Source organism: Herbaspirillum sp. Her2, assembly GCF_057961375.1.
This window is the reverse complement of sequence record NZ_CM176331.1, coordinates 4,961,843-4,980,046: the sequence shown is the minus strand read 5'-3', so window position 1 is coordinate 4,980,046 and position 18,204 is coordinate 4,961,843. Positions and strand designations below refer to the sequence as shown.

Genomic DNA, 18,204 nt, shown 5'->3' with positions numbered 1-18,204 from the left:
CGCGAGGGGTGCAGGGCAGCGTAAGATCAAGCGGCGCGGATCAGTCCCACACCAGCACTTCGGCCGCCGTCGGGTTCCAGCCGTTGCAGGGATTGTTGAGCTGCGGGCAGTTGGAGATCAGCACGATGAGATCCTGCTCGGCGCGCAGCTCCACGTACTTGCCGGCGGCCGAGATGCCATCTTCGAAAGTGAGACCGCCCTCGGGGGTGACCGGCACGTTCATGAAGAAGTTGATGTTGGCACCGATGTCGCGCTTGTTGAGGCGGCCATCGTGCAGACAGGCACACAGGAAATTGTCGCGGCAGCTGTGCATGTAGCGTTTGTCCAGCGCATAGCGCACGGTATTGCTCTCCTGCGCGCAGGCCCCGCCCAGCGTGTCATGGCGGCCGCAGGTATCGGCCACGATGGTGGCCAGTGGGCGGCCCAGGTTGGAATACAGCACGCTGCCCGCGCCCAGATAGGCGCGGTTCTGGCGGCGCAGGGTGCGCTGGGGATCGTAGCGTTCACGCGGATGGGCGGCGCTGTAGAACAGCGTATCGATGGCCTGGTTGCCTTCCAGGTCCAGCAGGCGCACGGTCTGCCCGGCGCCGAGGTTGAAGAGATAGGGTTCGCCGGCCGGGATCACGTGACGGAACACGGCTTGTTCGGGGGCGCGCTGGCTTTCGATGATGTGCATGTGAGTCTCCCTGCTTCACAGATGGAAGCGTTCGGTGTTGTGGAAGGCGCGCTCGTTCTCGGGGCGAGAATGGCGGCAGGCATGGGTGCTGTCGTCGCTGTGCGTCTGCAGCCACGCCAGCCGGACCGGGCGCGGTGCGTAGTGCGGATGCGGGTCCATGGGATGCTGCAGGGCGGTCAGGATGATGAGCGTGTCTATCGGCGCGGCCAGCTCGATGAAATCCCCCGCCTTGGAATTGCCGGGCACGAAGTGGAAGACGCCCTCGGCATCCACGTTCACGCGCGAGAACAGGTTCACCACCATCAGCAGGTCCTGCAGGTCGAGGTTCCACTTGCCCATTTCCACCAGCAGGTTGTCGGCACCGTTGCGATGGAATCCGTTGCGCAATTCCTGGTAGCGGCCCTGGCCGTATTTCTCGCGCACCTCTTCGGCATTGAGCACGCCGCCGAAGCTGTCATGCCAGCCGCAGGTGTCTTCGGTGATGGCCGCCAGCACGCGGCCCATGTCGGAGTACAGGCAGTGGCCGGCCTGCAGGCGCGCGGTGTGCTGGCCCTTGAGGGTGTCGGGCAGGTTCAGGCGTTCGCTGGGCTGCCGGGCGTTCAGCATCATCATGCTGACGTTGGCGCCGCCTTCGATGTCGGTGATGCGCAGCGATTGCCCGCGCTTGAGGATGAAGGATGTATGGCCGCCGCCGGGCAGCAGTTCTTCGTAGAGTCTGGCCTGCAGGGCCAGGGGATCCTTGCTCATGTCAGCTTTCCTTTGCAGTGAGGAGGGAGGCCAGCTTGTCCGCCTGTTCGCGGGCACGGGCCTCGTTGAGGGCGATGTCGTAAGTGATGTGGGCGCCATAGGCCTGCGGGTATTGCGGATCGACGCGCACCTTGTCGAACACCAGCAGCCGCGTGCCCAGGGTGAAGCCTTCGGAGAGGTCATGGGTGACCATGAAGACGGTCAGGCCGCTGTCCTTCCACAGGTCCAGCAACAGCGCATGCATCTCCTTGCGGATGCCCGGATCGAGGGCACCGAAGGGTTCATCCAGCAACAGCACGCGCGGACGCACGATGAGCGCCTGGGCAATCGCCAGCCGTTGCTGCATGCCGCCCGACAGGCTGCTGGGATACAGGTCCAGCGCGTGGCCCAGACCGACACGATGCAGCAGCTGCGCCGCCTCTTCACGGGCGCGCCGCTTGGCACCGCCGAAGAGGCGACCCAGCAAGGGCGAGCGCGGCAGCTCCAGGCCGATGGCCACGTTGTCCAGCACGTTCAGGTGCGGGAACACGGAGTAACGCTGGAACACCACGCCGCGCGTGGCATCGGGCTCGGCCGGGAAGGGCTGGCCCTGCAGCAGCAGCTGGCCCTTGCTCGGACGCTCCTGCCCCAGCAGCAGGCGCAGGAAGGTCGACTTGCCACAACCGGAAGCACCGACCAGGGTACAGAACTGGCCTTCTTCCACGCGCAGGTTGAGGCGCTCCAGGACCACGTTCTGGCCGTATTGCTGCCACACGTTGCGGATCTCGATGTAGCTCATGCGCGGCCTCCTTCAGCCCAGGGGAAGAAGCGGCGGTGGACGGCACGCAGCAGCCAGTCCATCAGCCACGCCAGCAGCGTGATCCAGACCACGTAAGGCAGGATCACGTCCATGGCCAGATAGCGGCGCACGAGGAAGATGCGATAGCCCAGACCGGCCGTCGCCGAAATCGCTTCAGCGGAAATGAGGAACAGCCACGCCGCCCCCAGCGACAGGCGCAGCGAAACCAGCAGGCGCGCCAGCATCTGCGGCAGGGCCACGCGCAGCACCAGGGTCCAGCTGTTGGCCCCCAGCGTCTGCGCCTTGATCAGCAGTTCGGCGGGGATGGCACGGCCGGTGTGTTCGAGATCCCGCGCCAGCAAGGGCGTGACGCCGATGACGATCAACATCACCTTGGACAATTCATCCAGCCCCATGACGATGAAGAGAATCGGCAGGATCGCCAGCGGCGGCACCATCGAGATCACGGTCAGCAGCGGCGAAAATCCTGCGCGCAGCACCGGGAAGATGCCGTTGGCGATGCCCAGCACCAGCCCGGCCACGGCCGCGATGCCCAGGCCCAGCAGCACGCGCTGCAGGCTGGCCAGGGTGTCGCTCCAGAACAGGTAGTCGCCGGTGCGCGGGTCTTCCATGAAGGCCATGTGACGGACCGCATCGACCATCTGCGCGAGGCTGGGCAGGAGCTTGTCATTGGGATTGTCGGCCAGGCGCGTGGCCGAGCCGAAGGCGTACAGCAGCGCCAGGATGAGGAAGGGCAGGAGCGTCAGCAGCCACTGCCCTGAGCGGCCGGGATGGCGATTCAGGAAACGCATGGCGCGCCTCCCTGGGACAAGGACCGAGGCAGGGACGGACGCAGCGCGCGGGCTGCGGGATGGAACCTGGGGTGGCGAACAGCGATCACGGGAAACTCCGGTCGGGGTTGAACAAAAGCAGGAGCAGCGCGGCACCTGTGGTGCAACTCTCTCCCGGGCTTTTGTCCCGCCGTGTAACCTCGACCGAGGTCGCCGGCTCTCGGACCAGTCATCTGCCTGCGGCAGACCGGAACCCTAGCCAGCTATTTGAACGTCTTGTGCAGCCGTCGGATGATCAATTCATCGTCAGATCATCGGTGCGGGCTGCCCTGCATGTCATTGGATTTCAGCAAGTTCCATACCATCAGCGCGCGCGGCGCAGCCAGCGCAGCGCATGTGTGAGCACCTCGATCAACAGCAGCGAAGTGCGCATGCGGCCACACAGCGGCAGGGCCTGTGCGGCCTCGCTGGAAAAAGCGAAGGGAAAAACGGTAGTGTCGTGAGATCGGGTCATGGGCATGGTCTGCTCCTGCGAACATGGCCTGGCCGTCCAGGGATGGTTGCCGGCGCCGCGTGTGATGCATGCGCTTCATTTGCTTCGGCCCAAGTCGTCTTGGCTCGCCCACGGCGAGAACGACAATCTTGCATGCAAGATCCAGACCAGCCCTGTACGCCCTTGCCCACCCGGCGCAAACCCGCACCTGCACTGGCGTACAGCCAATCGTGTGGCGCATCGCGGATCGCCGGAGCGCAAGCATGGTGCAAACCGGCACCGATTTGGCGCGCGCACGATGCGCCAGCATCGCTCACATATGGCGCATCCAATGGCGCATTGCGCCGTTCGCTATTAATAGCGAAAACCGACATCGCGCATCATCGACATCGCATCCGGGCATTGGCATGAACCTTGCTGAAAAGCGAGCGGGAGCCGGCGAGTCCGGTCTTGAGTAAGCACAATTTGCAATGGACAGCTAGGGTTCCGGTTCGCTGTTGCGGATGTCTGGTCCGAGAGCAGTCGACCTCGCAAGGGGTTACACGGCGGGAGAAAAGCCCGGGAGATGACGCGTTCGCAACGACCGCGCCGCTCCCGGGCTTTTTTCCAATAAACCCTTCGAGGACCCTACGCCGTGTACAACATTTCCCGAATCCTTGGTGGCGCTGCCATCGCCCTGGCCGCCTTCACGGGCGCGCTCTCATCGGCCCACGCCGCCCCCCGCACCGACTTCAAGGTCTGTACTTCCATCTATGCCGGCTGGATGCCCTGGGGCGAAGCCCAGGCACAAGGCATCCTGGCCAAGTGGGGCAAGAAGTACGGCATCACCATCAGCGCCGTGCAGTTGAACGACTACGTGGAGTCGATCAACCAGTACACCGCCGGCAAGTTCGACGGCTGCACCATGACCAACATGGATGCGCTCACCATTCCCGCCGCCGGTGGCGTGGACTCCACTGCCCTGATCGTGGGCGACTATTCCAACGGCAACGATGGCATCGTGCTCAAGGGGAAGAACAAGAAGCTGGCCGACATCAAGGGCCAGTCGGTGCAGCTGGTGGAATTCTCGGTCTCGCACTACCTGCTGGCGCGCGCGCTGGAAACGGCCGGCCTGCGCGAGCGTGACGTCAAGGTGGTCAACACCAGCGATGCCGACATCACTGCCGCCTTCGCCACCCCGGCCGTCACCAGCACGGTGACCTGGAACCCGATGCTGTCCTCGATTGCGGCCTCGCCCGATGTGTCGCTGGTCTACACCTCCAAGCAGCTGCCTGGCGAGATCATGGACCTGATGGTGGTCAACACAAAAACCCTGCAGGAGAACCCCGCCTTCGGCAAGGCCCTCACCGGAGCCTGGTACGAGATGATGGCCATCATGACCGCCAAGGATGAACGCGCCACCCGCGCGCTGACCGCCATGGGCAAGGCTTCCGGCACCGACCTGGCGGGCTTCCAGTCGCAGCTGGCGGCCACCGCCATGTTCTACCAGCCCAAGGCAGCGCTGGAATTCGCCACCAAGAAGGAGCTGCCGGCCATCATGGGCCGCATCGCCAAGTTCAGCTTTGACCACGGCATCCTCGGTCCCAACGTCAAGAGCGCCGATGGCATCGGCGTCGCCTTCGACGGCAACGTGGTGATCGGCGACAAGAAGAACGTCAAGCTGCGCTTCGATCCGGCCTACATGAAGATGGCGGCCGACGGAAAACTTTAAGTTTTTCGCGCACACGCGCGCACAACGTCACCACCACAACAGCATTACCCACTGTCTTGCGCGGGTCCGGCAACGGACCCGCCGGGGCCTGCTCGTCCCTTGCTTTCACACTGATCCACGCTGCTTCCAGACCAAACCACGGAGAGAACCTTGACTACCTACGCCACTTCCCTGTCGCGCCTTTGCGGCCTCGGCACCTGCGCCGCTGCCCTCACCACCCTGCTGGCCTGCGCTCCGGCGCTGGCCGATGATGCCGCGCCGGCTGCGGCCCCGGCCGGTCCGTGGACCATCACCAAACACATCGACCTGGCCTCGCGCTATGTACTGCGCGGCGTCACCACCACCTACGGCAACGGCCAGCCACTGGGCAATCCAGGAGCCGACGCACCCGAATCGGACCAGGCCGCGCTGCAATGGGGCATCGACTTCGTCCACAGCAGTGGCTGGAGCTTCGGCTACTGGGCCTCGACCATCAATTATTCGTACAAGCAGCTGGGCAATTCCTACGGTGATCGCAGCATCACCGAATTCCAGAAGCCGCGTTCAGTGGAAAACGATCTCTACTTCGCCTACGCCGGCAACATCAGCGGCGACCTCGGCTATACCCTGGGCATGACCGGCTACTACTACGCCAATGGCAGCCATGCCAATGCGCTGGAAACCAAGGCCGGCCTGACCTGGGGCGCGCTGTCCTTCAATGCGCAGACGCTGCTCAACGACGTGGTCTGGGGCAACAAGGGCGATACCTACTGGACCCTGGTCTACACCAAGCCGCTGCCCTACGACATCACCTTCACCGGCACGCTGGGCGCCTACACTTACAGCCGCGAAGGCAAGTATCTCGGCACCCGCGACACCGCCACCGGTGCCTCCTGCGGGGCGGGCCAGGCCTTCGTGGTCAATGGCTGCTTCGCCGGCAACGGACCCAGCAGCGGCGGCCTGCGCCACCTGACGCTAGGACTGTCGGCGCCCTTCCCCGACTCTTCCATCACCTGGTCGCTGCAGGCCATCCTTGGCGGCTACAACCGCTTTGACGTCAAGCAGGGCAACCAGCTGGTGGGCATGCTGAGCTGGGGCTTCTGAACCGGGTAGCAATCACAGTCCAGGCAGCGCGGTGACCGTCCGTATCTGGCAGCTTTGATGCGGCGGTCCCCCTGCCTGGACGGCAGGGGCGACATAATACGGTTTCCATCCGTATCCGGCAGCGCTTGCCCGCCTATTGCAATGAGCCCACTCTTTCACCGCTATGAACCGCGCCATGGCCACGGCCTGGCGCACGATCCCATCCCGTCCATCCTGGGTCCGCGCCCGATCGGCTGGATCTCCACCCGCAATGCCAAGGGCCGTCCCAACCTGGCGCCCTACAGCTTCTTCAACATCTTCAACTACCGGCCACCCATCGTCGCCTTCGCCAGCGTCGGCAAGAAGGACAGCGTGCGCAATGCCGAGGCCACCGGCGAATTCGTCTACAACCTGGCCACGCGGGCGCTGGCCGAGCAGGTCAACCAGAGCAGCCTGGAACAAAGCGAGGTCAATGAATTCGAGCTGGCCGGACTGACGCCGGTAGCGGGGTTGGTGGTGGCCGCACCGCGCGTGGGCGAAAGCCCGGTGGCGATGGAATGCAAGGTGACGCAGATCCAGCCGCTGACCACGCTGGAGGGCCGCACGCTGGACACCTGGATGGTCTACGGAGAAGTGGTGGCGGTGCACATCGACCAGTCGCTGCTGGTCGAGGGCGTCTACGATACGGCAGCGGCGCAGCACATCCTGCGCGGCGGCGGACCGGCGGATTACTTCGAGGTGCTGCCGCAGGGCCGGTTCCAGATGCGGCGGCCCAAGTAAGCGCTGCGCGCCGGGTCAGCGCTGCGGACGATAGCGCGTGATGATTTCCTGCAGGAGTTCCTTGAGCATCTCCACCTTCTGCGGATTCATCGAGGCCAGTACCTCGCGCTCGTGCTGCTCGGCCAGTTCGATCAGGCCCGAGACCAGCCGGCGGCCATTGCGCGTGACCCGTACCAGCGTGAAGCGACGATCATCCTGGCTGGTGGTGCGCTCGACATGGCCCTGCGCTTCCAGCCGCAACAGCAGCCGCGTGACCGTGGGCTGCTTGCTTACCGCCGCATCGGCCAGGGCCGAGATGCTCATGCCGCCGTTGCTTGCCAGAATCGACAGCACGCGCCATTCCAGCACCGACAGGCCGTGTGCTTCCACCACCGCATGAAACTGGGTCGACAACAGCTGCCAGGCTTGCCCCAGCAGAGCCGGCAGGTAGTTGTCGACGAATGCCTTTGACTTTGCCATTCCCCTCGCTGCCTCTTCTTCTGAAAGCAGCAAGGATACCCCGTCCCCGGTCGCAATGGGGAGACCCATGGCCTCCGCGGACGGGGCTTTCTTGACCCCGCTCAATAGCGCCCCGACAGCAGCGCGCCAAAACCCGGCACGGCGGTACTCAACTCCAGCCTCTTGAGCATCATGTAAGTGGTGGCCACCGAGGAAGACAGCACCGGCAGGCCGACGCGATCCTCAATGGCCTGCACCGAGGCCAGCGAAGGCATCTGCACGCAGGCCGAGGCCACCACGGCATCCACGCCCCGGGTGTCGAGACGCTTGGTGATCTCGATGGGTGCACGCGGATCCTGGCGGCCGACTTCCAGATTGTCCGGAATTTCCAGCGAGATGCTGTCGACCACTTCGATGCCTTCGTTCTCGATGTAATCGATCACCAGTTGCGTGAGCGGCTTCATGTAGGGCGTGAGGATGGACACCTTCTTGGCCCCGATGGCATGCAGGCCGTCGACCAGCGCGCCGGCACTGGTCACCACGGGAGCCGGGCCGCCATTGTCCACGGTGCGCTGGTGCAGGCGCTGCTCGGAGACACGGTGATAGCCGCGCCCCATGCTCATGATGGCCACCAGGCAGGCATAGCCGAGCACATCCACCCGCGCATCCGACAATTCCAGCGCGCAGCGGTCGCTGTCGCCATCCATGGCGGCCAGCTCTTCCTTGGTGACGTGCTTCATGCGCATGCGGCTGGAGTGGAAAGTGAAACGCTCCGGCAGAATCAGTTCACGCGCACGCAGGATGGCCGGGATCTCGGTCTCCATGGTGGTATTGGACGAGGGCACGATCTGCCCGATGCGATAGCTGCGGGCACTGTCGGCGGCTTGGCTGACTTTCGTGGTCATGGGCGATCCTTTTGAATTTCCGCCACAGCCTCGACCGGCACTTCATCCATGACAGCGTCGCCATCGGAGAAATGCGCAGCCTGCAAGGGCTGGCGATTGACGTTGAGATTGAAGACATCGAAGCGGTTGTAGTGGCCGGTGATGTCATGCATCTGGCGCGGCTGGATGCAGCGCGACAGATCGATGTCGGCATAGACGATGCCTTCCTCATCGATCAGCGGGCTGCCGATCACCCGCCCATCCGGACCCAGCACGCCGGAGAAGGCGCTGTTGCGGCGTGACAGCAGCGCGCGGGCCTGCGGATGGCTGGCTTCCATGGCCTGGATGATCTCTTCCGAGACGGTCGAGCAGGACACGATAGTGAACACCTTGGCCTCGAAACAGTGGGCCGCTGCACGCACCTTGATGGCCTCGGCCATGTCGTAGTCGGCCGGGGCGACCGGCAGCGCAATGTAGCTGGCCACGTGCACCAGCTCGCCCTGCGCCAGCAGCGAGAAGCGCGCCAGCGTATTGGTGTTTTCCCCACAGGCCAGCGCACCGAGCGGACCGATGCTGGTCTGGTGCACGCGCAGGCCCGACGCATCGCCCGGGGCCCAGGTCAGCTTCTCGGCCCAGGTTGGGACCAGCTTGCGATGGCGGCCGATGATGCGGCCATCATCGGCGATGGTGACCACGGTGTTGTAGATGGTGCCGATGCCGTGGCGGTTGCGTTCGTTCACGCCCACCACCACGTTGATCTGGTGGCGCGCGGCCGCCTGCGCGATCTTGCTGATCTCGGGACCGGGGATCTCGATGGCCGAACGCACCAGGCGTTCGAACCAGCTGCTGCCCTCGATCGGGTTCATGATCCAGCTCCAGTAGGGATAGCCGGCCACGAACACTTCCGGGAAAGCCACCAGCTTTGCACCATGGCCGGCGGCTTCGGCGATCAGCGCCACCACCTTGTCCACCGTGGCATCGGTATCGAGGAAGACCGGGGCCGCCTGGACCGCTGCGGCCTTGAAACGTTGAAGTTCGAGCATGTCAGTTCCTTGGTGAGAGAACGGCGGCCCGCACGGCAGACCGCACTTGAATCAAGAGGCTCAGGCCTTGCCCGGCGGCAGCTCGCCCACGGCGACGATGGGGTTGCGCAGGCTGCCGATCTTCTCGACGGTGGCCACCACCACGTCACCCGGCCACATCCATTCCTGCGGCGAACGGCCGGCACCGACACCGGCGGGGGTGCCGGTGGCGATGATGTCGCCTGGTTCCAGGGTGATGCCGGCGCTGATGTCGGCGATCAGGGTATCGACCTTGAAGAGCATGTGGCGGGTGTTGGAGCTTTGTTTGGTCACGCCGTTGACGGTCAGGCTCAGGTCCAGGTTGTGCGGGTCGGGAATCTCGTCGGCGGTGACGATCATGGGGCCGAAGGGTGCGTAGGTGTCCTGGCCCTTGGAATAGATCCACTGGCCTGCGCGGCGGTTGTCGCGGGCGCTGATGTCGTTCATGACGCTGTAGCCGAACACGTAGTCCAGCGCATCGTTCTTGCTCACGCCCTTGGCCTGCTTGCCGATGATGACGGCCAGTTCCACTTCCCAGTCCATCTGGCGGGTGATGGCATGGTTGTGCTCGATGGCGTCACCCTGGCCGATCACGGTGGTGGGCGGCTTGGAGAAGATCACCGGCTGCTTGGGCAGCTCCTTGGAGGTATCCAGGGTACGGCTGGATTCTTCCACGTGCTCCACGTAGTTCAGGCCGATGCCGAAGATGTTCTTGCGCGGACGCGGAATCGGTGCCAGCAGCCGGACATTGACCAGCGGACGGGCCACGCCCACCGGCCACTGGCCGCGATGGCGCTCCAGCAGCGCGGTGGTGCTGGTGATGGCACACGGGCCGAGGTCGATGAAGTCCAGCATGTTGTCGGGCAGTGCCTCGCCGGCGTACAGGCCCAGCTGTTGCAGGTCGACGACCAGGTCATCGACGATGGCGCCCAGGCGGGCGGCGGCGCTCACATTGGCGCGGTAGGTAACCAGTTTCATGGCATCTCACTCCTGTTGGATGTTGGTAGGGCGTTCAGAAAATCCCTGCAGCCTCACGCGGCTGCGGGGGTAATGACGGGTTGATGGCCGTGGTGCTCGGCATAGGCTTCTTCGCGATACAGGCCCAGCTTCTCCATGACCGGCAAATCGCTGAAGCAGAACAGGCAGGCATCCTCGCTGGCGCTGCCATTGACGTGCTCATGCCAGGCCCAGGACGGAACGCAGAAGATGTCGCGCTCCTTCCAGTCGAAGCGCTGGCCATCGATGATGGAATGGCCATGGCCCTTGGCCACCTGGTAGATGAAGCTGCCGGTATGGCGATGCGCGCGGCCCGCGAAACCCGGACGCAGCAACTGCATGCTGGCACCGATGGTGGCCATCACGTGGCCGCCGCTGACCGGGTTGGTGTAATGCATCAGCAGGCCATCAAAGGGGCTGCCCTCGGTGGCGCGGGCATAGCGTTGCAGGGCTTCATAGGTCGGTCCCCACTGGTACTTGAAGAGCGGCGAGTAGGGCCTGTTCCAGCCCACATCCTGCGGACGCAGGCCCGGTGCGCCCCACAGCGCCACCGCATCGTCAACCGGATGGGCCACGGCCTGGTGCAGGTCGGGATGGACGGCGTAGAAGCCGGCCTCCAGCGCATTGACCAGCGGAATGTCCAGGCCGTCCTGCCAGATGCAGGGCAGGCCATCGGCTTCCACGCCGTGCTCGTGCCAGGTGCCATTGGGGGTGAGCACGAAGTCATTGGCTTCCAGCGTCATCTTGTGGCCGTCGACGATGGTGTAGGCACCGCGTCCTTCCATGATGAAGCGCAGGGCCGAGGAGGAATGCGCGTGCGCACTGGCGACCTCGCCAGGATGCATCACCTGCAGGCCGGAATAGAGCCAGCCGACGGCCGCCGAGACCTCGCGGCGGCCCGGATTGTCGAGATAGATCACGCGCCGGCCCGCCTTCTCCGGCGAGACCAGCGCCACCGAACGCAGCACGTGTTCGCGCAACTCGGCATAGCGCCACAGCACCGGCACCGATTGCGATTTCGGCTGCCAGGGCTCGATCTTGTTGGCCACCGTCCAGAGTGCGCCGGTCTTCAACTGTTCCAGCTGGCGGTAGTAGGCCAGCAGTTCCGGCGTGTCCGAGACATCGGCACGGCCGGCCACGCTTTCGCGGTACTGATCGTAGGTGTCATTGCTCACGATGCTTCCCTTTCATTGACGGATGGACGGCTCAACGGCGGGTGCCGGACAGGCTGCGTTCCAGCTGGTCGCGGCCCCACTGGTAGGCGGGCGGCCAGCTCACCTCGCGCCAGCCCTGGCGGGCGCTCTCGTGCAGCAGCCAGGCCGGGTCGGCCAGCAGCGGCCGCGACAGCGCGCACAGGTCGGCGCGGCCGGAGGCGATGATGCCGTTGACCTGGTCGGCCTCGGTAATGGCCCCCACGGCGATGGTCGGCACCCCGGCCTCATTGCGGATGCGGTCGGCAAACGGTGCCTGGAACATGCGGCCATATACCGGCTTCTGCGCCGGCGTCACTTCGCCGGAAGAGACGTCGATCACGTCGGCCCCGTGCGCATGCAGCTGGCGGGCAATTTCCACCGCCTCATCCACGGTCGTGCCGCCCTCGGCCCAGTCGGTGGCCGAGATGCGGACCGACAGCGGCAGGTGCGCGGGCCAGGCGGCACGCACCGCCTTGACCACCTCCAGCACGTAGCGCAGGCGGTTTTCCAGCGTGCCGCCATACTGATCCTGGCGCTGGTTGGTCAGTGGCGAGAGGAAGCTGGAGAGCAGGCAGCCATGCCCGGCCTGCAATTCCAGCCAGTCGAAACCGGCCTCGACGGCACGTCGCGTGGCGGCCACGAAGTCCTCGCGGATGCGCGCCAGTTCCTCGTGGCTGGCCTCGGCCGGGACCTGCGAAACACCTTCCAGATAGGGCAGCGCACTGGCCGAAACCAGCGGCCAGTTAACCGCCGCCAGCGGACGATCCGGCTGCTCCCAGCCGAGCTGGGTGGAGCCACGCCGGCCCGCGTGATTGAGTTGCAGGCCGATGCGTGCCTGGCTGTTGGCGTGGACCATGTTGACCACGCGCTTCCAGCCCTGCTTCTGTTCCTCGTTCCACAGGCCGGGGCAGCCCGGCGTGATGCGGCCTTCGGGACTGACGGCGGTGGCCTCGGTGAGCAGCAGGCCGATGCCGCCCAGCGCACGCGCACCCAGATGCACCAGATGGAAGTCGCCCGCTACGCCCTCGCGTGCCGCATACAGCAAGGTCGGCGAGGCGACCACGCGATTGTTCAGCGTCAGCTCGCGCACCTTGAAGGGCGTCAGCAGCGGCGGCGTGGGGCGCGCGCCATCGGCGGGCAGCCCGGCCCGCTTGGCCAGCCAGCGTTCGTAGCCTTCCAGCCATTGCGGATCACGCAGGCGCAGGTTCTCGTGCGAGATGCGCTGCGAGCGGGTCAGCAGGGAATAGGCAAACTGTTCCGGTTCCAGGTCTTCATAGCGGGCGATGTTCTCAAACCATTCGGTGGAGTTGCGCGCCGCATTCTGGATCTTCAGGACTTCCACCCCGCGTACCGCTTCATATCGCTGCAAACCGGCGCGCAGACTGCCTTCCTGTTTGAGCATGCGCGACAGTTCGATGGCGTCCTCCAGCGCCAGCTTGGTGCCGGAGCCGATGGAGAAGTGCGCCGTGTGGGCCGCATCGCCCATGAGCACCACCGGCACCTCGGCACCGGCCTCGCCATGCGGACGGGTCCACTGCACCCACTTGTCGCAGATCACGCGCGGGAAGCGGATCCAGATGGCCGAGCCGCGCAGGTGGGTGGCATTGGAGATGAGCTTCTCGCCATCGAGCCACGGGGCGAACAGTTTTTCGCAGAAGGCCACACCGTCTTCCTGCGACATCTTGTCGATGCCGGCCGCCTGCCAGGCGGCATCGGTGGTCTCGACGATGAAGGTGGACAGGCCATTCTCGAAACGATAGGCATGCGCCTGGAACCAGCCGTATTCGGTCGGCACGAAGATGAAGGTGAAGGCATCGAAGACTTTGCGCGTGCCCAGCCAGACGAAGCGGCAATTGCGCTGGTCGATGTCGGGCCGGAAGGTATCGGCATAGCGGGTGCGCACGGCGCTGTTGATGCCGTCGCTGGCGATGAGCAGGTCGGCCTGGTACTGGCGCGCGATCTCCTGGTCATCCTGCACCTGGGTTTCAAAGACCAGTTCCACACCGAGTTCTTCGCAGCGCGCCTGCAGGATGTTGAGCAGGCGCTTGCGGCCGATGCCGATGAAACCGTGGCCGCCGCTGCTGATGACGCTGCCCTTGAAATGCACGTCGATGTCATCCCAGCGGCTGAACTCGCCGGTGATGGTGGCGGCCGATACCGGATCGGCCTCGCGCAGGTTGTCCAGCGTGGCATCCGAGAACACCACGCCCCAGCCGAAGGTGTCATAGGGACGATTGCGCTCGACCACCACTACACGATGAGACGGGTCCTGCAGTTTCATCAGCAGACCGAAATACAAGCCGGCGGGACCGCCGCCGATACAGACGATGTTCATGTCGCACTCCTTTGTTGTTGGTGAGCCCCCGTCTCCAGGGCGTTGCGCAGCAGGGCGGGCACATCGATGGAGCGATGCGTCTCCAGCGAGGTACACACCAGCACCTGCCGCACCTTCATGCGCAGCTCTCCGCCTGCAGCGATGCAGGACAGATTGAGCGTGAGCGACTTGCCGCCCAGGCGCTCCACCTCCAGCACCAGCGTGACCTCATCGCCCATGCGCGAGACCGCCTCGAACTGCGCATGCAGTTCCACCGTCGGCAGGCCGTAGCGCAACTGGCCGATGTAGCCGGCAAAGCCGACCCCGGGCAGCAGGTGGTCGATCCAGGCTTCGAGCAGATCGTTGAACAGCACGAAGTACTGCGGATAGAAGACGATGCCGGCCGGATCACATTCGGAAAAGCGGATGCGGTGGGCACGTTCGAATCGCGGAAATGTCATGCCGTCCTCCTCATTGCAGTGCGTGCTGTTGCAGACTGGCACGCAGCTTGTGGCCGTGCTCGTCGGCCAGCGCCGCATCGCGCAGTTCACGCAGGACGGCGGGGGCCAATGCACGGGCATGGCGGTCCACCACCTGCATCAGGGTCTCGTAGTTGCGCAGGCCGCGCACATGGGTATCGCTGTAGCCCTTGACCAGCCGCTGGCATTGCGCCACCTCCAAGGCCAGCGCCGGATTGACCGCCGCCAGTGCGGTCACGCGCTGCCACCAGCGTTCGATGCGCTCGGTCTCCTGGGCATAACGCAAGGTGACGCGGCGGAAACGACGCCAGCGCGACAGCCCGTACAGCAGCAGGAAGCCGGGCAGCGAACTGGTCTTGATGACGCGGCCTTCCTGCGTATAGCGGCGTACCAGGCGATGCGCCCAGTGCGGTCGCGCCAGCCAGCGGCCCAGGCCGGCCGGCAGGGTTTCGCAGATTTCTTCCAGGCGCGGGTGCATGAATTCGTTGATATCGACCAGCTGTTCCTCCTTGGCGCGCACGTCGCTGCGCACCCGGTTGAAGCGGCTGCTGCGGGTCTTGATATCGGCCACGCGGATGGTGTCTTCATACGACATCCACAGAGCCAGGTAGCGCGCCGATTCGGCCAGCAGTTCCGTGTCCTGGCCGCCGGGGGCCGTGGCCAGGGCAGCGAGCCGCTGCAGGTAGAGCGCGGCGTAGTCGGGGTCCTGATAGTCGATCAGGCGACGCACGCCCTCCACCGCGATGGCGGCCACCGGATCGGGATAGGCCTGGGCCTGCTGCACCAGGCGCACGACCTGCTGGTCGGCGATAGCGGCCAGTTGCACCGGCTTGAACTGCGCTGCCTCGGCCGTTGCGCCAGGTGCAGCCGCCTCGGCCTGCCGCGCCTGGTCGTGGCCGACGGCGAAGGCTTTCAGGCTGGGCTTGACGCCGACCCCGCCACGCTCGATGGTGGCTTCGAACTGGGCCCGGCTGAACGGCAGTACACCGGTGCCGCACAGGCTGCCGAAGAGCACGGCGCTGATGACGCTGCCCACCCGCTCGGCGGACTCGGCCATGTCGAAGCTGACGAAACGCTTGGCAGCCTTGCGGGCATGTTCGATCAACGCGTCGCTGTCGACCCGGCCATCGCCCATGGCGGTGCGTTCACCGATGGAATACACGCGATGGGTGGAACTGAGCAAGGTAGTACGGTCCGGCGTGACCAGGCCGCGTTGCACGGCGCGGCCCGCTTCCATCAGCTCGGAGGCGAGCACCACGTCCACGTCGCCCGGCATGGGCATCAATGCCAGCACCGGCGTGCGTGCGCCAGGCTGGCCGGCGCCGGGGAACAGTTCCACGTAGTAGATGGTGGCACCGGTGCGCTGGGCCACGCCGGGCACGGAGGTGGTCTGGGCAAAATAGCCGTTGGATTCGCCCAGGTCGACGATCCAGTCGGCCAGCACGCCACCGCCCTCGCCGCCCATGGCGAGGATGGCGATCTTGATCGGTTTAGGGGACATGGTGCAGCTCCATCTTCAAGGTCAGGTTCTTGTTCATTGCAGTCATGGCGCGTCCCGGCTCAGAAGGCGTAACGCGCACGGCGCCTGGCGTCGCGTGCCTGCAGCCAGCCGATCACCACGGTGCGCACGCGCTGGCGCAGCTTGTCCATGCGGCTGGGGTTGGTGATGATCTCGGCGCGGAAGAACGAGGGGCACAGCACCGCCGCATGCGAGACCTCGCCGCACAGGCCGCAACCCACGCAGCTGTCCACTACGGTGGCGACCGGATCACGCCGCAGCGGATCGGGGTTGCTCTTGATGGAGAGCGACGGGCAGCCCGACAGGCGGATGCAGGAGTGGTCCCCGGTGCAGGTCTCGGGATCGACGCCGAAGCGCTCGCGCACCACGCGCTGGCCGGCAGCGACGGCCTTGCGCACCTTGGGTTTTTCGCGGCGCTGCAGGTTGAGCATGCATTCGCTCTGCGCCACCAGGACCTTGGGGCCTTTCTCGGTGGTGGTCAGGGCTTCGCGCAGGGTGCTGGTCATGCGCTTCAGGTCATAGGTGCGCTTGATCGTGCGCACCCATTTCACACCCACGCCCTTGACCGCCGTCTCGATCTCATGACCGGTGCTACGGGTGGCGTTGACGGCGCGCGAGGACGGGATGTCCTGGCCGCCGGTGGCCGAGGTGTAGTTGTTGTCGATGATGATGGTGAGGTTGTCGCTCTGGTTGAAGACCGCATTGGCCACGCCGCTGGTCAAACCGTTGTGCCAGAAGCCGCCATCGCCCATCACCGAGATGGCGCGCTTGCCGGCCGGCGCATTGAGCGCCGCCGCCCCGGCCCCGCCCAGGCCATAGCCCATGGTGGTGTTGCCCAGGTTGAAGGGCGGCAGGATGGAAAACAGGTGGCAGCCGATGTCGGCGCTGATGTGGTGCTCGCCCAGCTCACGTTCCACCAGCTTCATGGCGGTGAAGATGGGCCGCTCCGGACAGCCGGTGCAGAAGCCCGGCGGACGTGCATGCACCGACTGGTCCAGCGTGGGCAGTTTCGCTTCCTTGATGGTGACCTCGGCGCTCCTGGCCGGGGCATTGCCGTTGGCGATGGGGATCACACGCGGCGTGCTGGCTACCGGTGCGGGAGCGGGTTGCGCCTCGATGATCTGGTAGCGCTCCAGGAATTTGCGCACCCCGGCCAGTACGGTGGCGGTGTTGTATTCACCGGCCATCGGCAACAGGTCCTTGCCATGCAGCTGCGTGGGCAGGCCGAGCTGGCGCAGGATGTTGGCCACGTTCTGCTCGACGAAGTTGGGCTGGCCTTCTTCCAGCACCAGGATGGCGCGCTTGCCCTGGCAGAAGCGCTCAAACTCGGCATCCACCAGCGGATAAGCGACGTTCATCACGTACAGAGGAATCTTCGACTCGCCGAATACATCGGACAGGCCCAGTTGTTCCAGCGCACGGATCAATGTGTTGTAGGTACCGCCCTGCAGGGCGATGCCGACATCGGCTGCGTCTTCGGCAAAGAACTCATTGAGCTGGCGGGCGCGGATGAATTCGATGGCGGCGGGCCAGCGCTGCTCGACCTTTTCCTTTTCATGCAGGAAGCTGGCGGGCGGCAGCACGATGCGGCTGAGGTCGCGCGCCGGATTTTCCAGCGCATCCTTGACGGTGAAAGACGGACGGCGATTGGCCGAACTGACGAACTGCCCGTGCACGTGGCAGGAGCGGATGCGCATCTGCAACATCACCGGCGTGCTGCTGGCTTCGGACAGGTCGAAGCCATCCTTGACCGCCTGCACGATGCAGGGCAGGTTGGGACGCGGATCGAGCAGCCACATCTGCGACTTCATGGCGAAGGCATGGCTGCGTTCCTGCATGATGGAGGAGCCCTCGCCATAGTCTTCGCCGACGATGATGAGCGCACCGCCCAGCACCCCGCCCGAGGCCAGGTTGGCCAGCGCGTCGGAAGCGACGTTGGTGCCGACGGTGGCCTTGAAGGTCACCGCGCCGCGCAGCGGATAGTTCACCGAGGCTGCCAGGGTGGCGGCAGCGGTCGCTTCGCTGGCGCTGTTCTCGAAGCGGATGCCGTGTTCCGACAGGATGTCCTGGGCATCGGCCAGCACGTCCATCAGGTGCGAGATCGGTGCGCCCTGGTAACCGGCCACATAGGCCACGCCCGACTCCAGCAAGGCCTTGGTGACGGCCAGGATGCCCTCGCCGCTGAATACTTCCCCTGCGCCCAGGCGCAGTTTCTTGACTTCTTCTACGAATGATCGCTCGGCCATCGTGGTCCCCGTGTGCAATGAATTTCCTTGTGTTGC

17 protein-coding genes and 2 riboswitches are annotated in these 18,204 nt (G+C 65.1%); of the genes, 3 read left to right on the top strand and 14 right to left on the bottom strand.

Annotation, left to right across the window (positions count from 1 at the left end):
* Positions 1-40 precede the first annotated feature (40 nt).
* The 5 genes from ACWHXP_RS22580 to ACWHXP_RS22560 all read right to left on the bottom strand — a co-directional run bounded on the left by ACWHXP_RS22580 (position 41) and on the right by ACWHXP_RS22560 (position 3,512).
* The gene (locus ACWHXP_RS22580) at positions 41-676 is read right to left on the bottom strand and encodes an urea amidolyase associated protein UAAP2 (RefSeq protein WP_489635000.1); all 636 of its coding nucleotides are present in this window, start codon (positions 674-676) and stop codon (positions 41-43) included.
* 15 nt (positions 677-691) lie between these two features.
* Entirely contained in the window at positions 692-1,423 is a 732-nt protein-coding gene (locus tag ACWHXP_RS22575) for an urea amidolyase associated protein UAAP1 (protein WP_489635001.1), read from the bottom strand.
* Between the two features lies 1 nt (position 1,424).
* Positions 1,425-2,201 (bottom strand): ABC transporter ATP-binding protein, encoded by a 777-nt coding sequence (locus ACWHXP_RS22570; protein ID WP_034333837.1) that lies wholly within the window; start codon positions 2,199-2,201, stop codon positions 1,425-1,427.
* Positions 2,198-3,013 carry an ABC transporter permease gene (locus tag ACWHXP_RS22565; RefSeq protein ID WP_088756566.1) on the bottom strand — a complete coding sequence of 272 codons (816 nt, stop codon included), beginning with the start codon at positions 3,011-3,013 and terminating at the stop codon, positions 2,198-2,200. The genes ACWHXP_RS22570 and ACWHXP_RS22565 overlap by 4 nt, the downstream gene beginning before the upstream one ends.
* 148 nt (positions 3,014-3,161) lie before the next feature.
* A riboswitch (guanidine-I (ykkC/yxkD leader) is annotated at positions 3,162-3,262 on the bottom strand.
* 94 nt (positions 3,263-3,356) lie between these two features.
* Entirely contained in the window at positions 3,357-3,512 is a 156-nt protein-coding gene (locus ACWHXP_RS22560) for a hypothetical protein (RefSeq protein ID WP_287019582.1), read from the bottom strand.
* Between the two features lie 440 nt (positions 3,513-3,952).
* Positions 3,953-4,052, top strand: a riboswitch (guanidine-I (ykkC/yxkD leader).
* Between the two features lie 67 nt (positions 4,053-4,119).
* Between ACWHXP_RS22560 and ACWHXP_RS22555 the strand changes: the two genes are divergently transcribed.
* From ACWHXP_RS22555 to ACWHXP_RS22545, 3 genes are all read left to right on the top strand, one after another.
* Positions 4,120-5,196 (top strand): putative urea ABC transporter substrate-binding protein, encoded by a 1,077-nt coding sequence (locus tag ACWHXP_RS22555; RefSeq protein WP_034333841.1) that lies wholly within the window; start codon positions 4,120-4,122, stop codon positions 5,194-5,196.
* Positions 5,197-5,346: 150 nt separating this feature from the next.
* Entirely contained in the window at positions 5,347-6,279 is a 933-nt protein-coding gene (locus ACWHXP_RS22550) for a TorF family putative porin (protein ID WP_489635002.1), read from the top strand.
* 141 nt (positions 6,280-6,420) lie between these two features.
* Positions 6,421-7,038, top strand: a complete 618-nt coding sequence (locus ACWHXP_RS22545; protein ID WP_489635003.1) for a flavin reductase family protein — start codon at positions 6,421-6,423, stop codon at positions 7,036-7,038.
* 15 nt (positions 7,039-7,053) lie between these two features.
* On the opposite strand, the gene ACWHXP_RS22540 is transcribed toward ACWHXP_RS22545, so the two are convergent.
* From ACWHXP_RS22540 to ACWHXP_RS22500, 9 genes are all read right to left on the bottom strand, one after another.
* Positions 7,054-7,497, bottom strand: coding sequence for a MarR family winged helix-turn-helix transcriptional regulator (locus ACWHXP_RS22540; RefSeq protein WP_034333847.1), 444 nt, complete (start codon positions 7,495-7,497; stop codon positions 7,054-7,056).
* A gap of 101 nt (positions 7,498-7,598) precedes the next feature.
* Entirely contained in the window at positions 7,599-8,381 is a 783-nt protein-coding gene (locus tag ACWHXP_RS22535; protein WP_051156182.1) for a maleate cis-trans isomerase family protein, read from the bottom strand.
* The gene (locus tag ACWHXP_RS22530; protein WP_489635004.1) at positions 8,378-9,403 is read right to left on the bottom strand and encodes a carbon-nitrogen hydrolase family protein; all 1,026 of its coding nucleotides are present in this window, start codon (positions 9,401-9,403) and stop codon (positions 8,378-8,380) included. The genes ACWHXP_RS22535 and ACWHXP_RS22530 overlap by 4 nt, the downstream gene beginning before the upstream one ends.
* A gap of 60 nt (positions 9,404-9,463) precedes the next feature.
* A complete protein-coding gene (locus ACWHXP_RS22525) occupies positions 9,464-10,399 on the bottom strand; it encodes a fumarylacetoacetate hydrolase family protein (RefSeq protein ID WP_489635005.1) in 936 nt (311 codons plus the stop codon).
* Between the two features lie 53 nt (positions 10,400-10,452).
* The gene (locus tag ACWHXP_RS22520) at positions 10,453-11,592 is read right to left on the bottom strand and encodes a cupin domain-containing protein (RefSeq protein ID WP_204726887.1); all 1,140 of its coding nucleotides are present in this window, start codon (positions 11,590-11,592) and stop codon (positions 10,453-10,455) included.
* A gap of 31 nt (positions 11,593-11,623) precedes the next feature.
* A complete protein-coding gene (locus ACWHXP_RS22515) occupies positions 11,624-13,945 on the bottom strand; it encodes a bifunctional salicylyl-CoA 5-hydroxylase/oxidoreductase (protein ID WP_489635006.1) in 2,322 nt (773 codons plus the stop codon).
* Positions 13,942-14,385 (bottom strand): acyl-CoA thioesterase, encoded by a 444-nt coding sequence (locus ACWHXP_RS22510; protein WP_039783218.1) that lies wholly within the window; start codon positions 14,383-14,385, stop codon positions 13,942-13,944. The genes ACWHXP_RS22515 and ACWHXP_RS22510 overlap by 4 nt, the downstream gene beginning before the upstream one ends.
* A 10-nt stretch (positions 14,386-14,395) precedes the next feature.
* Positions 14,396-15,904 (bottom strand): indolepyruvate oxidoreductase subunit beta family protein, encoded by a 1,509-nt coding sequence (locus ACWHXP_RS22505; protein ID WP_288069044.1) that lies wholly within the window; start codon positions 15,902-15,904, stop codon positions 14,396-14,398.
* A 59-nt stretch (positions 15,905-15,963) separates the two neighbouring features.
* Positions 15,964-18,168: a thiamine pyrophosphate-dependent enzyme gene (locus ACWHXP_RS22500; RefSeq protein ID WP_489635007.1), complete on the bottom strand. Its 2,205-nt coding sequence runs from the start codon at positions 18,166-18,168 to the stop codon at positions 15,964-15,966.
* Positions 18,169-18,204: the final 36 nt, after the last annotated feature.